The organism is Gimesia benthica (assembly GCF_009720525.1).
GTDB classification, from domain to species: Bacteria; Planctomycetota; Planctomycetia; order Planctomycetales; family Planctomycetaceae; genus Gimesia; species Gimesia benthica.
Map to the genome: position 1 here is coordinate 7,157,289 of NZ_CP043930.1, position 24,465 is coordinate 7,181,753.

23 protein-coding genes are annotated in these 24,465 nt (G+C 55.1%); 10 read left to right on the forward strand and 13 right to left on the reverse strand.

Annotated elements, in window-relative coordinates; genetic code table 11:
• The first annotated feature begins 6 nt into the window (after positions 1-6).
• Positions 7-1,227 carry a homocitrate synthase/isopropylmalate synthase family protein gene (locus F1728_RS28045; RefSeq protein WP_155366768.1) on the forward strand — a complete coding sequence of 407 codons (1,221 nt, stop codon included), beginning with the start codon at positions 7-9 and terminating at the stop codon, positions 1,225-1,227.
• A gap of 18 nt (positions 1,228-1,245) precedes the next feature.
• Here the strand turns inward: F1728_RS28045 and F1728_RS28050 are convergent, their stop codons facing one another.
• Positions 1,246-2,061 (reverse strand): phosphoribosylformylglycinamidine synthase subunit PurQ, encoded by an 816-nt coding sequence (locus F1728_RS28050; protein ID WP_155366769.1) that lies wholly within the window; start codon positions 2,059-2,061, stop codon positions 1,246-1,248.
• A 334-nt stretch (positions 2,062-2,395) separates the two neighbouring features.
• Here F1728_RS28050 and F1728_RS28055 point away from each other — a divergent pair, with 334 nt between their 5' ends.
• The 4 genes from F1728_RS28055 (at position 2,396) to F1728_RS28070 (ending at position 6,542) form a co-directional block, all read left to right on the forward strand.
• Positions 2,396-2,755 (forward strand): hypothetical protein, encoded by a 360-nt coding sequence (locus tag F1728_RS28055; protein ID WP_145441223.1) that lies wholly within the window; start codon positions 2,396-2,398, stop codon positions 2,753-2,755.
• 112 nt (positions 2,756-2,867) lie between these two features.
• The gene (locus tag F1728_RS28060) at positions 2,868-3,965 is read left to right on the forward strand and encodes a prenyltransferase/squalene oxidase repeat-containing protein (protein ID WP_228030381.1); all 1,098 of its coding nucleotides are present in this window, start codon (positions 2,868-2,870) and stop codon (positions 3,963-3,965) included.
• A gap of 33 nt (positions 3,966-3,998) precedes the next feature.
• Positions 3,999-5,201, forward strand: coding sequence for an NPCBM/NEW2 domain-containing protein (locus tag F1728_RS28065; RefSeq protein WP_194242565.1), 1,203 nt, complete (start codon positions 3,999-4,001; stop codon positions 5,199-5,201).
• A gap of 135 nt (positions 5,202-5,336) precedes the next feature.
• Entirely contained in the window at positions 5,337-6,542 is a 1,206-nt protein-coding gene (locus tag F1728_RS28070; protein WP_155366771.1) for a PQQ-dependent sugar dehydrogenase, read from the forward strand.
• A gap of 118 nt (positions 6,543-6,660) precedes the next feature.
• On the opposite strand, the gene F1728_RS28075 is transcribed toward F1728_RS28070, so the two are convergent.
• The 6 genes from F1728_RS28075 to F1728_RS28100 form a co-directional block, all read right to left on the reverse strand.
• Complete coding sequence (locus F1728_RS28075) at positions 6,661-7,035, reverse strand: DUF2237 family protein (RefSeq protein ID WP_145041809.1); 375 nt, start codon at positions 7,033-7,035, stop codon at positions 6,661-6,663.
• 106 nt (positions 7,036-7,141) lie between these two features.
• On the reverse strand, positions 7,142-8,065 hold the full coding sequence (locus F1728_RS28080) for a TIM barrel protein (RefSeq protein ID WP_155366772.1): 924 nt from the start codon (positions 8,063-8,065) through the stop codon (positions 7,142-7,144).
• 172 nt (positions 8,066-8,237) lie between these two features.
• On the reverse strand, positions 8,238-8,738 hold the full coding sequence (locus F1728_RS28085; RefSeq protein ID WP_155366773.1) for a YbaN family protein: 501 nt from the start codon (positions 8,736-8,738) through the stop codon (positions 8,238-8,240).
• Between the two features lie 103 nt (positions 8,739-8,841).
• Positions 8,842-9,888, reverse strand: a complete 1,047-nt coding sequence (locus tag F1728_RS28090) for a TauD/TfdA family dioxygenase (protein ID WP_194242566.1) — start codon at positions 9,886-9,888, stop codon at positions 8,842-8,844.
• 104 nt (positions 9,889-9,992) lie between these two features.
• Entirely contained in the window at positions 9,993-11,639 is a 1,647-nt protein-coding gene (locus tag F1728_RS28095; RefSeq protein WP_155366775.1) for a PAS domain-containing hybrid sensor histidine kinase/response regulator, read from the reverse strand.
• A 50-nt stretch (positions 11,640-11,689) separates the two neighbouring features.
• Positions 11,690-11,941 (reverse strand): hypothetical protein, encoded by a 252-nt coding sequence (locus F1728_RS28100; RefSeq protein ID WP_155366776.1) that lies wholly within the window; start codon positions 11,939-11,941, stop codon positions 11,690-11,692.
• 52 nt (positions 11,942-11,993) lie between these two features.
• Between F1728_RS28100 and F1728_RS28105 the strand changes: the two genes are divergently transcribed.
• Positions 11,994-12,545, forward strand: a complete 552-nt coding sequence (locus tag F1728_RS28105) for a gamma-glutamylcyclotransferase family protein (RefSeq protein WP_155366777.1) — start codon at positions 11,994-11,996, stop codon at positions 12,543-12,545.
• A gap of 4 nt (positions 12,546-12,549) precedes the next feature.
• On the opposite strand, the gene F1728_RS28110 is transcribed toward F1728_RS28105, so the two are convergent.
• Positions 12,550-13,044 (reverse strand): hypothetical protein, encoded by a 495-nt coding sequence (locus F1728_RS28110; RefSeq protein ID WP_155366778.1) that lies wholly within the window; start codon positions 13,042-13,044, stop codon positions 12,550-12,552.
• A 289-nt stretch (positions 13,045-13,333) separates the two neighbouring features.
• Here F1728_RS28110 and F1728_RS28115 point away from each other — a divergent pair, with 289 nt between their 5' ends.
• Together F1728_RS28115 and F1728_RS28120 are read left to right on the forward strand one after the other, a co-directional pair.
• On the forward strand, positions 13,334-15,436 hold the full coding sequence (locus tag F1728_RS28115; protein ID WP_155367511.1) for an FAD-dependent oxidoreductase: 2,103 nt from the start codon (positions 13,334-13,336) through the stop codon (positions 15,434-15,436).
• Between the two features lie 63 nt (positions 15,437-15,499).
• Complete coding sequence (locus F1728_RS28120; RefSeq protein ID WP_155366779.1) at positions 15,500-16,945, forward strand: pectate lyase; 1,446 nt, start codon at positions 15,500-15,502, stop codon at positions 16,943-16,945.
• A gap of 24 nt (positions 16,946-16,969) precedes the next feature.
• Here the strand turns inward: F1728_RS28120 and F1728_RS28125 are convergent, their stop codons facing one another.
• The 3 genes from F1728_RS28125 to rfbC are packed head-to-tail and all read right to left on the reverse strand — an operon-like array spanning position 16,970 to position 19,252.
• A complete protein-coding gene (locus F1728_RS28125; RefSeq protein WP_194242567.1) occupies positions 16,970-17,638 on the reverse strand; it encodes a histidine phosphatase family protein in 669 nt (222 codons plus the stop codon).
• Positions 17,639-17,663: 25 nt separating this feature from the next.
• The gene (gene pdxA / locus F1728_RS28130; protein WP_155366781.1) at positions 17,664-18,707 is read right to left on the reverse strand and encodes a 4-hydroxythreonine-4-phosphate dehydrogenase PdxA; all 1,044 of its coding nucleotides are present in this window, start codon (positions 18,705-18,707) and stop codon (positions 17,664-17,666) included.
• Positions 18,704-19,252, reverse strand: a complete 549-nt coding sequence (gene rfbC / locus F1728_RS28135; protein ID WP_155366782.1) for a dTDP-4-dehydrorhamnose 3,5-epimerase — start codon at positions 19,250-19,252, stop codon at positions 18,704-18,706. The genes pdxA and rfbC overlap by 4 nt, the downstream gene beginning before the upstream one ends.
• Before the next feature lie 358 nt (positions 19,253-19,610).
• Between rfbC and F1728_RS28140 the strand changes: the two genes are divergently transcribed.
• Positions 19,611-20,642, forward strand: a complete 1,032-nt coding sequence (locus tag F1728_RS28140) for a S1C family serine protease (RefSeq protein ID WP_194242568.1) — start codon at positions 19,611-19,613, stop codon at positions 20,640-20,642.
• A gap of 74 nt (positions 20,643-20,716) precedes the next feature.
• Complete coding sequence (locus F1728_RS28145) at positions 20,717-21,805, forward strand: S1C family serine protease (RefSeq protein ID WP_155366784.1); 1,089 nt, start codon at positions 20,717-20,719, stop codon at positions 21,803-21,805.
• A 9-nt stretch (positions 21,806-21,814) separates the two neighbouring features.
• On the opposite strand, the gene F1728_RS28150 is transcribed toward F1728_RS28145, so the two are convergent.
• Positions 21,815-22,564 (reverse strand): (5-formylfuran-3-yl)methyl phosphate synthase, encoded by a 750-nt coding sequence (locus F1728_RS28150; RefSeq protein ID WP_155366785.1) that lies wholly within the window; start codon positions 22,562-22,564, stop codon positions 21,815-21,817.
• A gap of 63 nt (positions 22,565-22,627) precedes the next feature.
• Positions 22,628-24,220 (reverse strand): N-acyl-D-amino-acid deacylase family protein, encoded by a 1,593-nt coding sequence (locus F1728_RS28155; protein WP_155366786.1) that lies wholly within the window; start codon positions 24,218-24,220, stop codon positions 22,628-22,630.
• Between the last annotated feature and the right edge of the window lie 245 nt (positions 24,221-24,465).

Consider the following 24,465-nt stretch of genomic DNA (forward strand, 5'->3'; position numbering starts at 1 on the left):
GAATGGATGTTTCAGTTTTTCTCTGGTGCAAAAAAACACGTTAAGAATAAAGTCAAGCGGGCGGTGATCCGTCATCACCGACGTTCCGGTGCGGTCCTGTTCAGCGATACGACTCTACGTGACGGCGAACAGATGCCTGGCGCGACGCTCGATCCAGCAGAGAAACTGCAGATCGCGAAAGCCCTCGAAGCAGCTGGCGTGCATTCACTGGATGCCGGTTTTCCTGCTTCGTCGCAGGCGGACATCGAAGCGATTCAAAGTATGGTCGGTGTGATCAAGAAGCCGGTGCTCACGGCACTCTGTCGCACGCTGCCCGGCGACATCGACGCAGCCGACGAGGCGCTCGCCGGCAACCCGCCACACAAACGGGGCGTGAGTCTCTTCTGCGGGACGAGTCCGCTGCATCGTGACTTCAAACTGGAAAAGAGTAAAACCGAAGTCCTCAATCTGATAGTCGACAGTATTCAGTACGCGGCGGAAAAGTTCGACATCGTGGCGTTCAGTCCTGAAGATGCGAGTCGTACCGAAGTCGACTTCCTCTGTGAAGTCTACCGGGAAGCGATCGCTGCCGGGGCGACGACCATCGGGTTTCCCGATACCGTGGGTATCCTGACCCCGTACAAGGCGCAGGATCTGATCTGTCAGATTCAGGATCAGGTGCCCGGCATTGAGAACGTACTGCTGGCGGTGCACTTTCATAACGATCTGGGACTGGCGGTCGCGAATACGCTGGCCTGTATCGATGCGGGGGCGAACGTTGTGCAGTGTACCGTCAACGGCATTGGAGAGCGGGCCGGCAATGCTGCACTGGAAGAGGTCGCGATGGCCCTGCATCTGCATCAGGACGAATTTGAGCGACCGCATAAACTGGATGTCAGTCAACTCGCACCGCTCTGCAGTCTGGTTTCCGAACTAACGGGCATTCCTCTTTCACCGATGAAGCCGATCGGCGGTAGCAACATCTTCGCGACTGAAGCGGGCATCCACCAGGACGGACTGTTGAAGAACCCCGATACGTATCTGCCATATCGACCAGAGGCGGTCGGCGCAGAGGGCGTTCGACTGGTACTCGGACGTCACAGCGGCCGGAGAGCCATCCTGCACCGCCTGCATGAACTGGGACGTGAGCCGAGTGAGCAGACCGTGCAACGCGTGATGCAGGCCATTAAAGAACTCCCCAAGGGGGAGCTCGTCGATGATGACCTGCTGTTGAAACTCTCGAGCTGAATCGTTCGCTGCTCAGATTCAGGCGAAGTAGTTAACCGCATTGCGGAACAACTGGATGCCTGCGCCTTCCCCTTCCAGGCCCAGACGCGTCCACTGCGGATGCTGTGTGGCGAACAGGTAACGCTCGGGGTGAGGCATCAGTCCCAGAACGCGACCGGAAGGATCTCCCAGGGCGGCGATGTTACAGGCCGAACCGTTCGGGTTCACAGGATAGGGGAGGATTTCCTCCTGGAGCGTTGTTTCAGCGTCACCGGTTTCCCGATAGCACATTGCGATCTGCGAATTGGCCTGCCAGTTTTCGATGACTGACGGATCACTGACGGCGATGCGGCCTTCAGCGTGCGCGATGGGCAGTTCGATCTGGTCGATGTCTTTAAGGAAGACGTTCTCTTTGGCGAGCACTCCCAGGTTGACCCACAGCGATGTGTATTTGCCGTTGTTGTTCCAGGTCAGTGTGGCATCGCGGGGTTGATCGGCTTTGGGGGGCCAGCTGGCAGCACCACCGGGCAAAATTCCCGATTTGAGCAGCACCTGGAATCCGTTACAGATCCCCAGTACCAGTTTGTCAGCGGCCAGGAAGTTGCCAATCACTTCTCCCAGCTGTCCCTGCAGGTGACTGGCGAAAATGATGCCCGCGCCCACGTCATCACCATAACTGAAGCCACCAGGCAGGCAGAGGATCTGGTAATCGTTCAGTTGCGTCGGGTTTTCGAGCAGTTTGAGCAGATGGATGCGGGTGGATTCGGCTCCACAGAGATCAAAGGCATGTGCCGTTTCGATATCGCAGTTCGTTCCGGGGGCACGTAACACACAGACTTTGGGAGAAGTTGACATGGGAGCAGCGTAAATCCTTTGTTTCGATACCAGTCTCAGGGGAAGACGAAAATTGTTTCCACTACAGAGGATGCTATTGCGAAAACCGGATTTCTGCCAGCGTCAGCACCGGGTTAGCCTCTGAAAAACCGGGTTTTCCTCAGTTTGATGCATCAGGGCCTGATTATATCGTTGTAAATTGAGAAATACGAGCGGTTTAGAGGCATTCTTCAGATCACCGATCCTGAAAAATCTCTCTATTCGTCAGGCAGGTCATCTGCTATAGTCTGGCCCCTGTTCTGAAGCCTCTGCTTTCCGTCGAGGACTGCCCCGTTTTTCCAAAGTCTGTCATTTCATGAATTCCTGGTTTCGTCTCTGCGTGATCGTGTTACTTACACCTGCCTGTGCAGGCTGTATTAACTCCACGAATACGCGTATTCCCCGGCTGTTTTCGGACCGTCAGGCGATGAACCGCAGTCAGAAAATGGAAGAACGGAAGATGATGGAGCTGGAAGATCCGATTCCCTCCAGCTCTCTGGGACCGGAAGTCGTCCGTCCCCCTGATTTCAGCCGTCAGCGGACCGAATCGCGGTTGGCCATCGAGCAGTCGATGATGACGAAACCCACAGCACAACCTCAGCCGGGGGGAGCCATGCGGCCTACGCCCCGCTTATCGGGACGCAATTCGAAATATCCGGAAGTCATTCAGCCCTGATCCAGCCGATCGAGCTGTTTTTCCAGGCTGCTGCTTTTCATTACTCCTCGATCCCGTACAATACAGGGGTAAGTCGACTCCGATTTCACTCTGTTCAGGGTAAGTGACTGCTTTGCGATACCTGCTATTTCAATCAGGCCTCTCCACTCGAACCCCGGTTTCCGTCCGCGGTCTGGTTTTGACGCTGACGTTGATACTTAGCGGAGCAGTACAGCCCGTATCAGCTCAGCCGGAAATCAACCGTTCAATCGATGCGCAAGGTAAACGCTATTACACACCACCGGCGCGACTGGCGGTAGAGCGTGGTCTGCAATATCTGGCTGAACGTCAGCATCCCGATGGTTCTTTCGGTTCCGGTTCCACTTTCAAGAACAACGTGGCTATTACCGCGCTGTGTGGTATGGCTTTCCTGGGAGACGGGAACACACCGGGGCGGGGCAAGTACGGCGTTCAGGTTCAGAAAGCCGTCGACTTCATTCTGGCTTCCTGCAAGCCGTCCGGATATATCATTTCGCCCGACAGCATCTCACACGGCCCGATGTACGGTCATGGCTTTGCGACGCTGTTTCTCGCGGAAGTTTACGGGATGACGCGCAGTAAAGATGTCCGCGTTAAACTCGAAAAAGCGGTGGAGCTGATCGTCAAATCGCAGAACTCCAAAGGGGGCTGGCGCTACACGCCGGAAAGTAAGGACGCGGATCTCTCGGTTACCGTCTGTCAGATCATGGCCCTGCGGGCCGCTCGAAACTGCGGCATCTTTATCTCCAAAGAGGTCATCGATCGCTGCATCGATTATGTCAAAAAGAGTCAGAACCCCGATGGTGGCTTTCGCTACCAGCTGGTCCGGCAGGCCGAGAGTGAGTTTCCGCGCTCGGCAGCAGGCGTTGTCGCTTTATACAGTGCCGGGATCTATGAAGGTCCAGAGATCGAAAACGGGCTGACATACCTGATGGGCCGGTTGCCTAATCAGCGTTATTTCCGGGGCAGTCATTATTACTACGGTCAGTATTATGCCGTCCAGGCGATGTGGCAGGCGGGGCAGCAGTACTGGGATACCTGGTACACCGCGATTCGCGAAGAGCTCGTCGCCGGCCAGATGGCTAGTGGCAGCTGGCGTCCCGACAGTTCCAACTGCGTGGAATACAGCACGGCTATGTCCTGCATCGTTCTGCAGATCCCCCGCAATAACATCCCGATTTTCCAGCGTTGATCAGGAATGCTGCATTCCCCCAAAGGTTGTCCGATGCGATTGTTCGTTGTGCTCTGTCTGACTCTGTTGTCCTGCGGTCTGGTTTCAGAACCGTTGCAGGCCGACGAATTGCAGACCGCGGCGGGGAAAACGATCACCGGCGAACTGCTGCAGATCGAGCAGAATCGATTCATAATCAAGAGCAAAGCAGGAACCGAAGAAATACCGGCGACAGAGATTGTCCGCGTGCAGCTGGATCCGGTTGACAAGCTGCCTCCCAGCGGGGGGCTGTTGATCCTGGCGAACGGCGACCGCCTGCATGCCGAGATTTTACGGGCTGCGGAGGAAGCCCTTGTGATTCGTCTGACTGCCTGTCCCCGGCTGGATGAACTGAAAGTTCCCCTCGAGACGATCCGGGCGGCTTATTTTCGCTGGCCCCGTGCCACACATGCCCGTAACCGCCTGATTCGTCAGCTGGAACAGACGGTCAAAAAGACCGATTTGTTCTACCTCAAAAACGGCGACTACCTCGAAGGCGAATTTCTGGGCTTCGATGAGGGCGGTTTCCAGTTCGAATCCGCGGCCGGTGAAACAACGGTGCCCCGTACTGGGATCGCCTATTTCTATTTCAATCCGGAGCTGATTGCATTTCCGCAGCCCGAACAGCTGCATTATCAACTCACACTCACCGACGGCTCGCGGGTCACGGTCTCCACACTCTCGTTGAACGATAGCCGACTGCGGGCTCACACCCTGTTTGGCGCAGACATCATCTGTGAGCGGGATCGCCTGGCCGCGGTCACTCCCCTGGGAGGGCGCGTGGTTCCCCTGTCGGAGCTGGAACCGTCTGAGTACCGTTTTACACCCTATCTCTCTCGAAACTGGAAGTGGCAGCGCAACCGGAATGTGCTTTCCGGACCAATGATTTCAGGGGGACAGTATTTCGATTCCGGTCTGGGTATGCACAGCGCAGCAGAGCTGCATTATCAACTGGACGGGCAGTATGCTGCGTTCGAGACTTGTGTGGGGCTGGATGATTCTGCAGGCACACGGGCCAGCGTCAAGGTGCAGGTCCTGGTGGATGGCAAGCCTGTCTTTCAACGCGAGGTGGCGCGGCACTCCAAAGAGATTGTCAAAGTCCCTCGGATCGATCTCACCGGCGCACAGCAGCTGGTGCTGAAAGTCGGTTTTGGTAAAAACGCGGACATTGAAGATCATCTCAACTGGTGTCGCCCGGTGCTGATTAAAAAGCCCTGATTCGTTTTTTAAAGTCCCGCCGGAAAGCGGACCGGGCGCAGAGTGGCATTGACGGTCTTTTTTTTCTATTCTGGTGATCACGCAAGCGCGTCGTTTCTCCCCCCGTTGTTTACCCGCATGACAAAGAGACCCTCTATGAAAACGATTACCTCACTCGCGTTGCTGCTGATTCTGGCTGTCTGCCCGCCACTCTCTGCTGAAGAGAAAGTGGATACCTCTCCGGCTCCCGTCAAGCTGGTCAAGGTTTTCCCGTATCTGCAGATTGATCGCCCGATTGTGATTACCCACGCCGGCGATGGCACGGACCGTCTGTTTATCGCCTCGCAGAAGGGAAAGATTTACATCGTTCCCAATACACCCGAAGATGAAGATCTGGAAGAAGGCAAACTCTTCCTCGATATCTCCGATCGTGTGATCTATCTCGACAAGAAAAACGAAATGGGCCTCCTGGGCATGGCCTTCCATCCCGATTTCAAGAAGAACGGCGAGTTCTTCGTCTACTACAGCTCTCCCGAAACTCCGAATGCGACCTCCGTCATTTCCCGCTTCCGGGTTTCCAAGGACAATCCGGATCAGGCCCTCGCAGACTCGGAAGAAATTCTGATGAAAGTCGAACAGCCCGCCTGGAATCATAACGGGGGCACCATCGAATTTGGCCCGGATGGCATGCTGTATATCGTCTTTGGTGATGGCGGTGCTGGCGGCGATGCCTTCCATAACGGCCAGAACCTGTCCACAATGCTCGGATCGATCTGTCGCATCGACGTCAATCACAAATCTCCCGGACTGAACTACGCGATTCCCAAAGACAACCCTTTTGAAGATGGTAAAACACCGACCTTCGCCACGATCCGTAAGGAAATCTGGGCTTACGGTTTTCGTAATCCCTGGCGGATTGCCTTCGATGACAAGACCGGCAAACTCTGGGCCGGCGATGTCGGGCAGGGCGTCTGGGAAGAAATCGATATCGTCGTCAAAGGGGGCAACTACGGCTGGTCGGTCCGTGAAGGCAAACACCCCTTCGGTCCCAATGGTGTCGAAGCCCGCAAGCACCTCATCGAGCCGATCTGGGAATACGATCACCAAGTCGGTAAGTCAATTACCGGTGGATCCGTCTATCGCGGCAAAGCAATTCCCGCGATCCAGGGCATGTACATTTACGGCGATTATGTCTCCGGTAAATTCTGGGCTCTGAAGTATGACGAGAGCAGCAAAAAGGTGACTGCCAATCACGTGATCGAAAGCCCCAGCATCCCCGTAATGACCTTCGGCACCGATCAGAATGGAGAAATGTTCCTGACCTCGTCCTTCAGCGAAATCTATATGCTGAAAGCGAAATAATCCCGCAGCGGCAGTTAAACTGTGTCGCACGGTGTCAGTATAAAAAAACCACGGAACCCGCAGTAGCAGGTTCCGTGGTTTTAATTTTTCTAGTATGTGGTAATCCGCACGACGTGCATCAGGCTTCGATGGCGTAGGCCTGCAGATCTTCCAGGTCGACGAATTCCAGTGTCGAGATGTGGCACGATTCGAGTTTTACCTTGGGGGCCATGCCGGCCTCGAAGGCTTCCTTCCAGCGTTCCACGCAGAGACACCAGCGATCGCCGGGTTTCAGACCCGGGAATTCGAACAACGGATGAGGTGTACTCAGATCGTTGCCTCGTTCCTTGGAAAAGGCCAGGAATTCTTCTGTGACTTCGGTGCACACCGTGTGCAGACCGAGATCCGAACCGCCGGTGTTACAGCAGCCGTCACGATAAAATCCGGTTACCGGTTCCAGAGAACAGATCTCCAGTTCGGTGCCGAGCACGTTTTTGGCTTTCTTTTCAGTCATAGTCAGTGGTCCATCAATGGGGGATCGTCAGTAAATCAACGCCAGACAAGCAGACCAGCGCGCAACGAGCCTGATACAGGCAACGTCTTTCAGGTCTTAGCAGCGTTTAGAACTGGTCGACCTCACGATAAGCTTCGATGACGGCCATGTCGCCTTCTTTGCCGGGCTTGGAATTACCATGTTCCATTCCCACGATACCTTCAAATCCCTTGGAGTGGATATGCTTGAATACATTCAGGTAGTTAATCTCACCCGTACCAGGTTCCTTACGGCCCGGGTTATCACCTGACTGGAAGTAGCCGATCTCATCCCAGCACTGATCGATGTTGACGATCAGGTTGCCTTCGGTAATCTGCTGATGGTAGACATCGAACAGAATCTTACAGGCTGGGCTGTCGACTGCTTTACAGAGGGCATACGCCTGAGGAGAACCCTGCAGGAAGACACCACCATGATTGGCATACCAGTTGAGTGGCTCAAGCACCATGACCATGCCATGTGGTTCAAAGATCTCGGCACAGCGACGGAGCAGTTCAATCACGTTGGCGGTCTGGTAACCTTCAGCCAGACGGGAACGGGGACCTTCATCCAGGTTGCCGGGAACGACGGTCATCCATTTCGCATTGACCCGCTTCGCAACTTCGACGGAGTCTTTGATGTCTTTGAGGACTTCGTCCCAGACCGCTTTGTCTTTACGGGTGAAGGTCAGCTTGCCGATGGAACCATGTGCTACGAACACGCCCATTTCCATGTTGAGCTTTTCCATCGTGTCGGCGATTTTCTGCTGCAGCTCTTTGGGTTTCTTCTTCATGCCGTTGTCTTCCCAGGCGGTAAAGCCCTGGTCGGCGGCGAACTTCAGCTGGTCGATGGGATCGTTGCCCGCGGCATTCTTGAACATGCCGAAGTGGGGCGCGTATTTCAGATTAAATGGCTTTTGCTCTTTGCCGTCAGCTGCCTGGGCAGCGGTACTACCTAACACAGCGGCTCCCCCTGCCAGCATCCCGCTTTTGAGAAACTCTCGACGTTGCATATGTAAGACTCCTTGTTGCGAATTTATATGTGTGCTTGTATCGGAAATTTATTCTAGCTGAACAGCAAGGCGGTTGCACCTGTTATCCACCCGGATTCTCAGGACCAGCTTCGAGGCGCGGATGCCAAATGTCAAACCGCTCGTCAGTTGCACAGCATCCTGCGGGAAATGCTTACTTCAGACCAGGCAGGCGAATCACCACCAGGATTCCCACGCAGGCCAGGGCCACCAGTACGGATTTCAGCAGCACCGAGAGGGGCGAGAAGATCAGCGTCGCGCCGACGATCAGTACCACGATCGTAATCGCCTGGATTTTGACGCTCAGCCGCACACCACCATCCTGTTGCCACTCTTTGAGAACCTGACCCAGTACGGGAGAACGCAGCAGTGCCCGGTTCATCCGGGGAGAAGTGCGGATCAGAAAGTAGCTGGTCAGCAGCAGGAACGGCGTAGTCGGGAGCACAGGCAGTGCCACGCCGAGCACGCCCAGCACAAAAAAGAATGCCGCCAGAACAAGATAAATAGCCTTTCGCAGCCCCGTCACCGTGGGGACGGTCTGCTCATCGAGGGTATCCAGGAATGCAGGATGAATTTCATCGAACGCCAGCCGATCCAGATTTAATCCGGAATCGGATGAAGATTCAGGCTGTTGCGGCTGCGATTTGCGAAGCATGAAATTCAGATCTCAAGGGCACGGTAAAAGGACGAATCGGTCCCTTATTCTAGCTCAATTGAGAAATGGGACAAGGCGGATCGTGAATCGAGCCTGTCCGTGCTCAGGGGGCCGCGGTCGCCGGCATGCCTCCGCGAACAGATCCAGCGGCTGTATTCCCGTAATTATCAGCAAACAGGGGATCCAGTGGACGACTGTTGGGAACCGCAAGCCAGACCCGCAGCAGGTGCCGTTTCAGTTCCGGCTCTTCCGCATCCGTGAATTCATCCCGGCGGTGAAACGTGACCCAGTTATTCAAAAACAGCAGATCCCCCGGATCCTGGCTGAAGGTGACACTCATTTCCGGCGTTTCGGCGAGTGCTTCCAGCTGATCCATAGCCTGCTTCTGCTCGGGAGTCATATCGGGAAGGTCGGGTGAAGCATAAGCGCGTTCGATCAATACCCGCAGAAAGCTGCCGGCGAAGTGACCATCCTGCATTGAAAAGATCGGTTGCCGACAGAACGGCTTCTGGTTTCCCGTATCGACGTTGTGCCTGAGGTAGTAAAACGGCTGCATCAAGGTTTGCGTCAATTCGGGCCACCGCTGCCGCATTTCATTGAAGAGGGCCACCGAACTGACCAGTTGATTATCGCCACCTGAGAGGGCCTGTTGAATGCACAGAAAACCAATCACATCACAACGGTCGGTATGAAAGCTGAGCCGCTTGCTTGTGTTCGGACCGCGGGCCTGGGCCTGTCCGACCTTAAAACCTTCGTCCCGCACATGGAACAGCTTTTCCCCGGTCGCGCTCTGAGAGACCGGCGTTCCCAGATGCACGGAGATCAGCCAGAACAGAATCTCGCGTTCCTCTTGTGAGTAGTTCTCGATAGGCACTCGCTTGATCTGGCAGGCTCCCGACCCGTGTTCCAGCCGATGTTGAACCCGGCGCAGCAGGGGACCGAGTTCGGGCAGGGGGAAACGTTCGGGGGTGATTTCAGCCTGGCTCAGGTTTTCTGACGAGATCGTCTTCACAGCCGAGTCCAGATCAGCGAGATGCCGTTGACCCAGGTGAACCAGCCAGTCGTCTCGGGAGAAGAGTTCTGCACCTTTCCAGGCAGCCGGAATCTCAAATGCGGGAGGCAGGTCGGGGGCGGAAGGTTGATCAATCACTCTGAAAATACTCCTGTGCTGGCATAACTAAATCAGTTTCAGCCTAACAGATTCAGACAGGAGATTAAAGCAGACGTGTTGCAGAGTTGAACCGGCGCGCGGTGTTATTTCAGTTGCAGCATCCGTTGTCGTCTGGACTTGAGCAGGTTGTTAATCGTCTGAATGAGCTGCTTGCGATCCAGTGGTTTGGTCAGGTATTCATCACAGCCGGCCTGCAGGCATTTTTCCCGGTCGCCAGGCATGACGTTGGCGGTGAGTGCGATAATCGGGTTGGTGAAACCCATCTCGCGAATGAGTTCCGTCGCGGAGTAGCCATCCAGGAGCGGCATCTGAATGTCCATCAGGATCACTTCAAACTGCTCGTTGATGTCTGAATCGCTCTGCAGGACGGCTCCCAGTTGATCAACTGCCTGCTGCCCGTTTTCAGCCAGGGTGACGCTTCCGCCGGCTTTGGTCAGCAGGTACTGGATCAACCTCTGATTGTAGATTCCATCCTCTACCAGCAGGATACGACAGGGCTGCCTCAGCCTGCCGAAGCTGGAACGGGACGTTTTGTGTTCATGGATGCGTTGAGATAACGAATGTTGCTGTGGCTTGATTTCACAACTGGTGCCCGTGCTGATGGTGAATTCAATAATCGATCCAGTATCAGCTGTATGCTGGAGTGTCATTTCTCCTCCCAGCAGGCGGACCAGATGTCGCGCCAGCGAAAGACTCAGACCGACTCCCCCGGGATAAGTAAGCGAGGTCAGGTCTGCCAGTTGGCGTCCGGCAAAAATCTGATTGATCGGTTCGATATTCATTCCGTTCCCGCTGTTACGGATCGTAAAGACCATTTGCTGATCAGAGGGAGTCGCCTGTGGTTTTCTGACAGAAAGGTTGATGGTTCCCTCGTGAGTGTAGTTGATCACGACCCCCATCAGGTTCAACAGGATCTGCCTGAGGCGTATTGGATTGGACTGGATAGAAGTTGGCAGGCTATGATCCAGATCGACTTCGAGAGCCAGGCCTTTGGGATCTGCTTTGCGAAGGGCGACCGACTTCACGTTTTCGATCACCGTCAGTGGGCAGCAGTCCTGAAGCTTGAGGTCGAACTTGCCTTCTTCAATTCGGGAGAGGTCTACGAAGTCGTTGAAGGTATCCAGCAGATACTGACCGTTGGTGTGGATCGTATTTGCAGCGTTGATCGTTTCCGCATCTTCGCTGGAATCACTCAGGATTTCTGCAAAGCCCAGGATCGCGGAGAGAGGAGTCCGGATTTCATGACTCATCATCGCCAGAAATGACTGTTTCACTTCCCGGGCACGAAATGCCTGCAGACGTGTGCCTTCGAGTTCTGCTTCGAGTAGAACCCGCTCGTGAATGTCCGACAGAGATCCGGTCATGCGCACAGCCTGTCCGTAAGCATCACGCAAGACCTGGGCTTGTCCCCGGAACCAGCGATAGAGGCCCCCCTTGACCCGCAGGCGAAAGTTGTGCTCAAAACGACTGGCGTTCTCCAGGGCAGATCGCAGGCCGAGCATCGTCTGTACTGCATCCTCTGGATGCAGTAGTCGTTCGAAGGTGTCCAGGCTCGATTCAATTTCCTGGTCGCAGTAGCCCAGCAGTTCATAAAACCGGGGTGACCACCATTGTTCCTGTGCGTCGAGATCGACCCAGTCCCAGACCCCTTCCGTCGTGTGTTGCAGGAACAGGTCAAAATGCTGTTGAACGGCGTCTGGTTGTGTTGCTCTGGCGAAGGTGTAACTCATTTCAATCCAGTTCTCTCAGGGGCAAGGGGTTGAGTACTTATTAGTATCGCTCAAAAACAAATAACAATTGTGTCTTTCTTGCAGAGAATTGGAGCACGCGTATAGCTGGATATTTCAGGCTTGTTTAAAAGCAGGGAAACACCTCGTATTGAAATGAACACTGTAAAAAAAGGCCTTGAAGTTAAGAGGAATCCTGCGGGAAATGTAGTGGTTTGATCACCCTTTGCAAGCGAATTACGGCCTGCTGTATGATTTAGAACAGTTACATGCATCGCTCTTGAGATAACACCAGCGGCTAGCATGATTCCCCTCCTTAACTGAAAGCGGTGGACTCAGCGTACGAGAAGAGAAACGATGAATGGCATGCAGGAACGATTAAACTATTTTGCCTACGGTTCAAATTTGCACCCCGCGCGCCTCGAAGCACGCATCGGGCGCTGTCAGTTTCAGGGAATTGCCTTACTTGAACAGGCAGAACTCCACTTTCACAAAGTCGGCATCGATGCATCCGGGAAATGTGATATTAAGATTCAGGACTCAACCGCAGGTGGCGTCTGGGGGGCCGTCTACCAGATTACGACAGAACAGAAAATGGAACTCGACCGCTTCGAATCGCTGGGACAAGGATATGAGATTCGCGAGGTGGATGTACTGACGCATGAGCAAAGTTTGATCCGTGTGTTTACCTACCAGGCGATGACCGCGTTTATCGATCCCGCGCTGCAGCCTTTCGACTGGTACCATGAGCTGGTTCTCCAGGGAGCCCGTTTTCATGGTTTCCCGGCCGGGTATCTAACGCGGCTGCAACTGATTAAACGACTGACGGATTCTAATGCAGAACGAATCACCGTTGCGCAAGAGATCCTCAGGACGATTGAAGAATACCGTGATCGGGGCACGGACTGACAGCCTACTGACCTTTAATGGAAATCCAACTGGAGATCGTGTCGTAGATCATCTCTTCTTCGAGCGTCTCATGGGCCAGCAGTTGATCGACCAGTTCTCCAATCGCCGCCCAGTAGTTGTCCTGACGAAAAAGCTGATACAGGCTGAGTGTTTTCTGCTCAAGGTACTGCATGCGTGCCTGTCGCTGAGGAACCAGGACGGAAGCTGCTTCCCACGCCTGCTGCCAGTCTCCCGACCATTCTGCGACGAGAGCCGGATGAAAGGGATCCCCCGTGTGAATCATCTCGGCAACCGGACCGGCCAGTGCTACGAGAATCGCTTTTTCACACAGCGTCTTTTCATCGTACACCCCTTGGGGCCAGGCGATCTCGGCGTCTCCGTATCGCTCGGGACCGTCATCCCAGTCGGGATCGATCGTCACCGAATAGACGCGGGCACCGACATACACGGCCATCAGCACATGTCCCACTTCGTGGTAGGCGGTCAGTTCTTCAGTCACGGGGGCGATTCCTTCAGTCGGTCGATCAAGCGATCAATCTGATCGCTTCCTGGTTGGCTGACATTAAAGCAGGTTAGGCTCCAGTCAACAATCGACGTCGGCAAAGCAATGCTGCTGGATGTGCAGAATTACTAATGATTGTTAACAGTGAATCCGGTGGGAACCGGGGACAGCATGGTTTTCTGACTAGGTATTGCCCATTCGCGCCGTTAGAATGATTTTTCTGTATTAATCACCCTTGGAATTTTCAGCATCGTTAGAGACTAAAGAGAGAGAATAAATGAAGTGGATGTCGCAACTGCTCGCCTGCGGACTGTTTCTGATACTGGTTGTCCCGAAGGCACAAGGCAAGGAGTATGATGTCGTCGTCTATGGCGGCACCTCCGGGGCCGTCACCGCAGCCGTTCAGGCCAAGCGACTGGGAAAGTCAGCTGTCATCGTTTGCCCCGACACACATCTGGGAGGGCTTTCCAGTGGTGGTCTGGGCTGGACAGACACCGGCAATAAAGCCGTTATCGGCGGCCTGGCTCGCGAATTCTATCATCGCGTCTGGAAACACTATCAGACCGCGGACGCCTGGAAGTGGCAGCAGCGGAAAGCCTACGGCGACAAAGGGCAGGGGACTCCCGCCATCGATGGCAAGCAACGCACCATGTGGATTTTCGAACCACACGTAGCCGAGGCTGTCTTTGATGAGTTCGTGAAAGAATACGAGATTCCCGTGTACCGCGACGAATGGCTGGATCGCAAGTCCGGCGTTACCAAAGACGGGGATCGAATCACCGCCATCAAAACACTCAGCGGCAAAACCTTCCAGGGGAAGATGTTTATTGACGCCACTTACGAAGGTGATCTGCTGGCAACTGCCGGCGTGAGCTACCACGTGGGCCGCGAAGCCAACAGTGTCTATGGTGAAGAATGGAACGGTGTGCAGACCGGCGTACTGCATCACCGACACCACTTTGGCCCGAATGCGGTCAAAGAAAAGATCAGTCCCTACAAAGTTCCCGGCGATCCTGCCAGCGGACTGCTGCCTCGCATCAGTGGTGCCGACCCCGGCAAATACGGTTCGGGCGATGACAAAATTCAGGCCTACTGTTTCCGCATGTGCCTGACCAACCACGATGAGAATCGCGTTCCCTTTCCGAAACCGGAGGGCTACGACCCCGCCCAGTATGAACTCTTGCTGCGAATCTATGATGCCGGCTGGCGCCAGACGTTTGCCAAGTTTGATCCCATTCCAAACTTTAAGACCGATACCAACAATCACGGTCCCATGAGTACCGATAATATCGGCTATAACTACGACTATCCCGAAGCATCCTACGAACGTCGTCAAGAGATTATCAAAGAGCACGAAACCTACCAGAAAGGCTGGCTGTACTTCATCGCCAACGATCCCCGTGTACCCAAAGAAGTGCAGCAGAAGATGCAGAAATGGGGGCTGGCGAAAGATGAGTTCACCGATAACGGCAATTGGCCCCATCAGCTTTACATCCGTGAAGCCCGCCGGATGATCGGCGAATTCGTGATGACCGAAAACGAACTGCTCAAGAAGAAGCCTACCCCCGATTCGGTCGGCATGGGTTCCTACACCATGGACTCGCACAACGTGCAGCGGTATGTCACTCCGGAAGGCTACGTGCAGAACGAAGGGGACATCGGCGTTTCGACCCGTGGTCCCTATGAAATTGCTTACGGCAGCCTCGTTCCGAAAAAAGGGGAATGTGCCAACCTGCTGGTGCCGGTCTGTGTTTCCAGCTCACACATCGCCTTCGGTTCGATCCGCATGGAACCCGTTTTCATGATTCTCGGTCACTCCGCTGCGACAGCAGCTGCGATCGCCCTGGATCAGAAACTGGACGTGCAGGATGTGCCTTACGATCAGCTCAAAACCCAGCTGATCAAAGAGGGCCAGATTCTGGAAGCTCCTGCCGAAGTCAAGTATGGAAGTAACGGCATCAATCCGGAAACACTGAAAGGCATTGTTGTCGACGATGCGCAGGCCAGGCTGACCGGGCTCTGGCAGACCAGCCGCTCGGCGAAGAAGTATGTGGCTTCGGGTTACAGTCACGAGTCAAATACGCGTGATGGCAAAGCCGCGGCCCGTTTTGAAGCCAAAGTTCCCCAGGCGGGACGCTACGAAGTTCGCTATGCCTATCCGCCGAACACCAATCGCAGCTCGCAGGTCAAAGTGACCGTGCAGCATGCGGGGGGATCCACTTCCAAAACCATCGACCAGCGTCAGACACCACCTCTGGAAGGTGTGTTTGTGTCGCTGGGAGAATTTGAATTCACACCCGACAAGACAGCGGCTGTCGAAGTGACCAATGCTGATGCCAACGGCTATGTCATCATCGACGCCGTCCAGTGGATTCCCGTCAAGGAGTGACCCCTTTGAGCGCGTGAGTCTGTTCTGAAACCGTTCTGTAATCAGATATGAGAGGAGTTCGTTGTGCATAAGCCGGGCCGTGTAGTATCGATTCTGCTGGGAATTTCAATGATCTCGCTTCTGGGTTTCAGGACTGCTTCCGCTCAGGCGGCGGTGCCGGTCTCCAAGGAGAACGTCACGAAAGCGATGCGGGCGGCCAGCGAGTTTTATCGCAATAAGCTCGCTCTGCACGGTGGCTACGTTTACTACTACAGCCTGGATCTTAAGGAACGCTGGGGCGAAGGTAAGGCGTCTCCGGATCAGATCTGGGTGCAGCCTCCCGGCACACCAACAGTGGGGATGGCGTTCCTCTCGGCTTATGAAGCGACCGGGGACCAGTTCTATCTCGACGCTGCCACCGATGCCGCACTGGCACTCGTTTATGGTCAGTTGAAATCGGGCGGCTGGACGAATTCAGTTGATTTCAATCCCCGCAGTAAACTGACCGCCGAGTACCGTAACGGAAAGGGGCGTGGCAAGAACAACTCGACCCTTGATGACGGAATTTCGCAGTCGGCAATTCGCCTCATCATTCACGTCGATCAGGCCCATAAGTTTCAACACAAACAGATCCACGAATCTGCCCAGGTCGCCTTGAATGCCCTGCTGGCGGCACAGTTCCCCGTGGGGGCCTTTCCCCAGGTCTGGACCGGACCGGTGCCGCAGATCCCCGCGAAGCCGGCCAGCTTTCCCCAATACGACTGGCGGACGGAAGGACGTGTCAAAAACTACTGGGACTGTTACACCCTCAACGATGGTCTGGCCGGCTATGTCTGCACGACGCTGCTGGACGCCTACGAAATCTACAAAGATGAGCGTCTGAAACAGGCGGTGCTCAAACTGGGAGACTTTCTGATTTTGTCTCAGTTACCCGAACCACAGCCCGCCTGGGCACAGCAGTACAACTACGATATGCAGCCCATCTGGGCCCGCCGCTTCGAACCGCCGGCCATTACCGGGGGAGAGACCCAGGATGTGATTGCCACCCTGATGCGGATTTATCGCTTCAGCGGTGAGAAGAAATATCTGGAACCGATTCCCCGGGCACTCGCCTGGTTAAAACGCTCCCAGTTACCCGATGGACAGCTCGCCCGCTACTACGAACTGCAGACCAATCGCCCGCTTTACATGAATCGCAGCGGAAAAAAGTACAGCCTGACTTACGACGATTCCGATCTGCCCCGGCACTATGGCTGGAAGATTACCTCAGAGGTCAAAGAACTCGAACGGGAGTTCAAAGCCGTCAGCGCAGGGCGGGAACTAAAGACCGAGCCGACTCCGAAGCAGTTGCTGATCCGCGTGAAAGCGATTCTCGATGACCTGGACGACCAGGCACGCTGGATCAGCGTCAGTACGGGCGAACGTCTGGTGGGGCAACCCAAATTCCCGGTGAATACCAGGTACATCGCCAGCGATCGCTTCAGCAGCAACCTGGAGACATTAAGTCAGTATCTCCAGCAGCAGAAATAGTGCTGAGCGACAACCGCGTCCTGTTTAATGGGGGACACCACTCAAGTGGAAGATGGCATTCATCGTCACCACTTTGGTTTCCCCTGCATGATGGCGGATGATGTTGATACCGGTATTGTTCTGCTTGATGTCCTTGGCTTTTTCGATGGGAAGTCCCAGCAGGCTGGCCAGATAGACCCGGTTGATTACGTTATGCGCGACGACCGCGATCGTCTCGCCGGTATGGCGTTCCAGCAGTGACTGGAGTGCAGGCTCACAACGATTGAACACATCGCCGTAAGATTCTCCGCCTTCGTAACGGTTCCGGTAGGGATCATCCATGAATGCCTTGTAGGCGGCCGGGGATTCCTGCTCAATGATGTCCCAGGATTTTCCCTCCCACAGACCCACATCGCATTCGTGAATCTCTGCGACTTCCTGCGGAGTCAGCTTAAAATGCGCACAGACCGCCTGGGCCGTCTCTTTTGCACGGATCATCGGACTGCTGTAGATATGGTTGATCGAACAGTTCTCCGCCAGGAAAGTCGCCAGGGCCTGAGCCTGCTTTTGTCCCGATTCACTCAGACTGGGATTGATGCCGCAACCCTGCAGAATATAGGGCCGCTGTTCGTTCGGGGGAGTCGCTCCATGACGAATCAGCAGCAGGTTGGTCGCATCGGGTTCAGGGTGGGGGATAAAGTGTTGCTTTTCCATGTTCAGTCCTGTGTCAGGAAAGGTTTTAATCGGTTTGAATCTGTTTCTGGTGTGCGGCCAGTTTGACCGCGGCCCGCACGGCTTCCATGATGCCTCTGGTCTCAGGCTTGATGTCGCTCCAGGCAATGTCAAACGCGGTGCCATGACTGGGGCTGGTTCGCACGATCGGCAATCCCAGCGTAATATTGACCGCCTGGTCAAAGCCGAGCAGCTTGAAGGGGATGTGCCCCTGGTCGTGATACATGGCGACGACCGCATCAAACTCCCCATGCACGGCGCGGCGAATCAGTGTATCGGCCGGCAGAGGACCCGTTGCATTCAGACCAGAGGCCCGGGCCCGTTCGACGGCCGGGGCGATGATCCGCGCTTCCTCATCACCAAACAGACCATGTTCTCCCGCATGGGGGTTCAAAGCACAGACGGCGACCCGGGGAGGTTCCGCGCCCATGACCTGCATCAGTTCAGCGATGAGGCGTGTCTTCTCAAAGATCTCGTCGGTTTTCAACAGGCCGGGAACGCTGGCGATGGAAGTATGCAGGGTCGCATGTACGATTCCCAGACCAGCCGGCGGTTGAATCACATCACTGCCCGGTAGATAGAGCATCATTCCAAAGTCGGCTACCTGACACCGGTCAGCCAGGATCTCAGTATGCCCCGGATAATCGATGCCGCCCCGATGCAGTGATTCCTTATTCAAGGGGGCTGTGGTGATCGCATCCACTTTTCCCGCGAGGCAGTCATCGATGGCGCTGACCAGGTAGTCGTACGCCCCGCGACCCGCGCGGGCATCGACCTGGCAGGGGGTTGCTTCCGCCACATCCGCGCGTCCCCGGTCAATGCAGTAGACTGCTCCCGGCCGGGATGAGAGTTCATCTGGTAGTTGATCGACGGAAATGACTTCCAGTCCACTCCCGGAATGACGGGCAGCACGCCGCAGAACTTCCGCATTGCCATAGACGACCGGGCAGCAGAGTGCATTCAGTTCCGGCTGAACGCACAGGGCATCCAGTAACTGGGGACCGATGCCAGAGACATCTCCCATTGTCAGAGCGATTCGCGGCTGTTTCATAGCGATTCGAAAACTTCACATTCTTTCAGCGGCAGCCCTCGACGGTCTTTCTCCGAGAGCAGTGGCTCGCCTGAGAGCGGCCAGTCAATTCCCAGTTCGGGATCGTTCCAGAGCAGAGTTCGATCGTGTTCGGGGTAATAATAATCGCCACACTTATACACAAAATCAACCTGGGGGCTGATGACATAAAAACCGTGGGCAAAACCGGGGGGCACATAGAGTTGCTTGTGGTTCTCGCCCGTCAGGCGGATAGAGTAAGACTGGCCGAACGTGGGAGAATTCTTCCGCAGGTCGACACAGACGTCCAGAATTTCCCCTTTCATGACATGCACGAGTTTGGCCTGGGGGTGCTGAATCTGGTAATGCAGTCCCCGGAGAATGCCGGCTGTGGAACGGGATGCATTATCCTGTACAAAAGAGGCATCGACGCCAGCCTCCTTGTACCGCTCCTGCTGGTACGTTTCTTTGAAAAAACCACGTTCGTCAGAAAAGACCCGGGGGGTGATCACCAGTAACCCGGGAAAACCGGTCTGTTCTACTTCCATGAGGTGTGACTTCTCTCTCTCTGAGTGAAAAAGGGCGTATCTGTACCGCTTCTTGCGGGGAACAATCATACGGATCATAGCGATTTCAAGGCCATTTCATAAGGATCGAGAAAGTCCAGTTATGGATTTCTCAAAATCTTTCTTAACCCCTAAACACGACACAAGTCACCTTTTTTAAGGAATTTAGAAAAACGCCCATCCATACGGAATTTCCTGTTTTTTCTTGAAAATGCTCATGTACATCGCGTATTCTATATGCAGTATTTCTTTCCCGAGAAATACATCCCGCAAAGTTTCCTGCTGACGAGGTATGAGTTTGAGCCCCTTGATCTTCTTCAGAGCCGCAACCGGTGATTTGGTGCAACGCACTCTCGTCAGTGCAATGGGCCTGGTCCTGCTTTCTCTGGCGCCCGCCAACGCTCAGGAAGTCGAGGTGCGTAAACCCGTAGTTACCCCTGTCGCCCCAGCGAAACTTTCCGAAGTCTTTTTCAAGACCGTTCCCGATTCCCTGGAGGATCTTCAGGAGATTGAACGGCAGGTCACTTCCCTGACAGAAAAAGCAATTCACAGTACGGTCTCTGTACGGGTCGGCGATGCCCAGGGGAGTGGGGTGATCATTGATAACAAAGCCGGCTACATCCTCACAGCCGCACATGTCATCGGACTCGCTCAGAAAGATGCCACCATCATCCTCCACGATGGCCGCACGTTGAAAGGCCGCACCATGGGCCTGAACCGCGGTCTCGATGCAGGACTGGTGAAACTGATTGAAGATGCCGAAGTCGATATCAGCAAACTCACGGCCGCGAAGATGGGAGACATCTCCCAGATCAAAACCGGTGAGTGGGTGATGGCCACCGGACACCCGAACGGTTATCAGGCAGGTCGTCCTCCTGTCGTACGACTGGGACGGGTCGTGACCCGAAAAAAACATCTGCTCCAGACTGATTGCACGCTGATCGGCGGAGACTCAGGTGGCCCATTATACAATATGCAGGGAGAGGTGGTCGGCATTCACAGCCGCATCGGTCCCTCTACCAGCTGGAATTTCCATATCCCCGTCTCCGCATTTCAGGACGACTGGGAAAAGCTCGTTTCCGGCGATATGTGGGGGGCGAAGCCTCTTGGCCAGAATGCCGTCCTCGGCGTCAATGGCGAAACGACAGATCAAGGATGTAAAGTGACCGGCGTCACCCGCGGATTTCCCGCAGAAATCGCCGGCTTGAAAGAGAATGACATTATTTACCAGTTGAACGATGAAAAGATTACCGGCATCGAACAACTGGCGGAAGTCGTTCAACAATACAAACCGGGGCAGACGGTGCAGGTCCAACTGACGCGTGACGGCAAAAGCATGTCGTTTGAAGTTCAACTCGCCGCCCGGGATTAATACAAACTTGATCGCGATCCGGATGACTGCTTCGTAGTTCGGATCTGAAAATAAAGTGATGTGAGGAGAAGCTCTTGAACCAGGATCATAAAAACCGCATTCCGCAGACAGTCCGGCTGTTCGCTCTGACTTTGATCTTCACCACCTCCGCAGGGTGGCTGACCGGCAGTGCCTCCGCTTACGATCAACTGCAGCCAAGCCAGCTGACCAGCGGTTCTCAGATGCGTCGCGCGTTCCGGTCGGTCGTTTCGACTCCCCGTTCCTGGACGGTCCGCGTCCGTGTGAATGGCAGAGAAGCCTCACTGGGGGCCATCGTGGAATCTGATGGCTGGATCCTGACAAAAGCCAGCCAGCTGGAAGGAAAAGTAACCTGCGAGCTCACTACCGCCGAACGCTACGAAGCCGAAATCATCGGCGTCGACGGAAAGCTCGATCTGGCCCTGCTCAAAATCGATGCCCGGAACCTGCCCACGGTTCAATGGCAGGCTATTACAGATCCCAAAGTCGGCCAGTGGCTCGTCACTCCCGGGCTGAGCATGTCTCCAGTGAGTGTCGGCGTGCTGAGCGTGACACGCCGCGATATCAAACCTGCCCCGGGAGTCCTGGGAGTGCAGATTGATGATGCCAACGGAGGCGCTCTGGTCAAACAGGTGATGCGCGAAAGCGGTGCCGAAGAAGCGGGGCTCAAACCAGGCGATGTGATTCTGAATGTGGCCGGCGAAAACATCGACAGTGCCAGTTCACTCTCGCGGTTCATCCGAAAGTTTCTACCCGGTGATCGTGTCCAGGTCCGGTTGCTCAGAGACGAAGAAGAAATCAACGCGGTCGTGGTCCTCACCGATCCGCAGATGCTGATCTACGATCGTCTGCGGGAAATGCAGAAGAAAATGGGAGGCGCCTTGAGTCGCCGTAAAACCGGTTTCTCTGAAGTCCTGCAGCACGATACTGTACTTCGCCCCGAAGACTGTGGCGGCGTCATCGTCGACCTGCAGGGCAAAGCCATCGGCTTGAACATCGCCCGGGCTGGCAGAACCAAGTCCTTCGCGATTCCCGCCGATCAGGTGATCCCCATGATTCAGAAGCTCAAGCTCAAAGAGTATGCTCCTTACAATCCCCAGAAGGATCCCAAGGAGCAGACCGTGGCTGCCGGCAGCGCTTCCTGAGACTACCGCTCATCCCCAGGGATGACAGTGGAACTGTTCTTCCAGCTGCATTCTGAAGTCACGCACTGCGGACGACTCTATCGAACTGGTGCGTCGATTTCCCGTACAGGCTGCCCCCCGAATACCAACGATATCCGGCTGCAGCGGAGAGAGTGCCTCCAGGTCACCCAGGCGAATGGAACCTGCCAGCGCGACCTTCAATCCGTGCCGATGTGCCCGTTGGATCAGTTCGTCCAGCAGCTCCAGCGAGAGCAGATCCGTTAACCCGGAACCCTGCTTGTGGAAAGTGTCAATCAGCAGACCCGCACATCGGCTCTCAATCGCAGCTGAGAGGACTTCGAGTGGAGAGGCCGCCGAAGCCTGTTCCCAGTCTGCATAGGCGACCGCGATCCAGTCGAACTGCCGTTGCTGTTCCATTTCGATCCGCTCAGTCACCACCTGCCAGCAGGATTTCCAGTCGGGAAGTTCCCGGGTTTCGGAGAGTCCCAGTTTCAGGTACTTCATGGCCGAGGGGATGCGGGGCATTGTGCATCTCTCATGCCACTCTACCAGTTCGCCCAGTGCCATACTGAGAGGCTGGGGGATGCTATGGCGTTCGCAGTAGACAGTGATTGCCTGCAGAGATTCAGAATCGACCATTCCCAGTGCGCCGTTCTCCGGCTCTTTGAAGTCGAGCAGGTCACAACCCCCGGCCAGCGCAGCAGCGATTTCTTCACAATTACGCACGCTGACCAGTAACTCGACGCGGCGGGGATTCAACTAAGGACCTTCCTGGATTGAGACAGACCATCAGGCGGCCTGCTTTGGATGTTTCTGATGCGATTACTTTTCTGGTTGCGGACGGCGGAGTGCTTTGCCCGCCAGGCTGCCTGTGGGAAATCCACCGTTGATGGCAGGAGTCCCATTCACAAAGAGGTAACGGATTCCATCGGAATACTGATGCGGATTGTCAAACGTCGCCTGATCGATCAGCTTCGCGGGATCGAAGACTACAATATCCGCATAAGCGCCTTCCTTCAAATAGCCCCGGTCCGTTAAGCCCAGGATGTCGGCCGGCAGGCCGCTGGCACTGCGAACGGCCTTTTCCAGCGGGATTACTTTTTCCTGCAGCGAATAATAACCGAGTTTCCGGGGAAAGGTGCCGTAATTACGGGGATGGGGACGATCTGAACCAGGTAGATAAGCACGTCCGTCCGACGCGGTCGCAACCCAGTCGATTTTCATGATCTGACGCACGTCCTCTTCGTTCATGCTGAAGTTAACGACCGACGCGCCCCCGTGCCGGGTGATCTCGAGCACGATTTCCAGGATGCTTTTCTGCTCCTGATCCGCAATCTGTTGCAGGTTCTTACCGACCCAGTCGGGCCGATCCGCATAGCGGGCAATCCGAACGGCACTTCCGCCTTCCCGTTTTTCAATGTTCTTCTCGATCTGTTTAATGATCTTCTCTGAGGTCTCCGGTGCTTCCAGGCGGGCCACCAGTTCCTTGTTGCCTCCGGCCCGGGCCCAGGCTGGGATCAGGGTGGCGCCCAGTGATGTGCTGGACGCGATATAAGGATACTGGTCCGCAGTCACCGTCTGACCCTGCTGGCGGGCTTCGTCGATCATCGCCGCGGCGCGCAAAACCAGCCCCCAGGCATCCCGACCACTCGATTTGAAATGAGAAATATGTACAGGCAGCTTGGCCTGCTGGCCGATTTTTAAAGCCTCATTGACGGCCGCCAGCAGCTCCGTACTTTCATTCCGAATGTGGCTGGCATAGATGCCGTTATACTCAGCGACGATTTTTGCCAGCGTAATCAGCTCATCTGTATCTGCATATGAGCTCGGTACATAGATCAATCCCGTCGACATCCCCCAGGCACCATCCCTCATGGCTTTGCGGGCCAGCTCCTGCATCTTCTTAAGTTCTTCTTCCGTCGGTTCCCGCTGACCGGAGCCCATTACGTGGTCTCGCAGAGAACCCTGCGGAATCAGGTGCATCACATTCGTCCCGCTACCCGCGGCGTCAATCTGCCGATAATATTCTCCTGTATCAACCGGGCCACTACCGCAGTTTCCCGTGACCACGGTGGTACATCCCTGGGTGATAAAGTTCATATTAGCCCGGGTCAGGGGGGAAACAATCTGCCGATCGCTGTGATTATGCAGGTCGATGAATCCCGGGGCGATGATCAGTCCCTTGCAGGAAATGACCTGATCGGCGGATGCCTTGATTTCGGGGGCAATGTTGACGATCCGGTCATCCTTGATCGCCAGATCTCCTGTAAAACCCGCTTTTCCTGTTCCATCGATGATCGTGCCCCCTTTGAGCAGCAGGTCGTACGAGGCAGATTCCTGGGCGGAGAGCGTTCTGAGGGGCATCAGAGCCAGTAACAACAGGCACAGGCTGACTTGCAGACGGAGCAGTTTCATGCGTGGAACTCCCTGAATTGAATTGGGTTTACGGTACGAGCTCGCAAATTATGAAGATTTGACGTACTCATGATCAAAGTATCGCTAAAACCGCTTCGAACTACCAGTAAGAATGACGGTTTCTGGGCTTTGCGTTACTAATCTATTGCTGATATATTTTGCCCCTTACTATAGTAGCCTGACGCGCTGCGAGGCGGCTATCTGGTGAGACCCTCTGTTCCCCGTGAGGAACGTCCGAATATCAA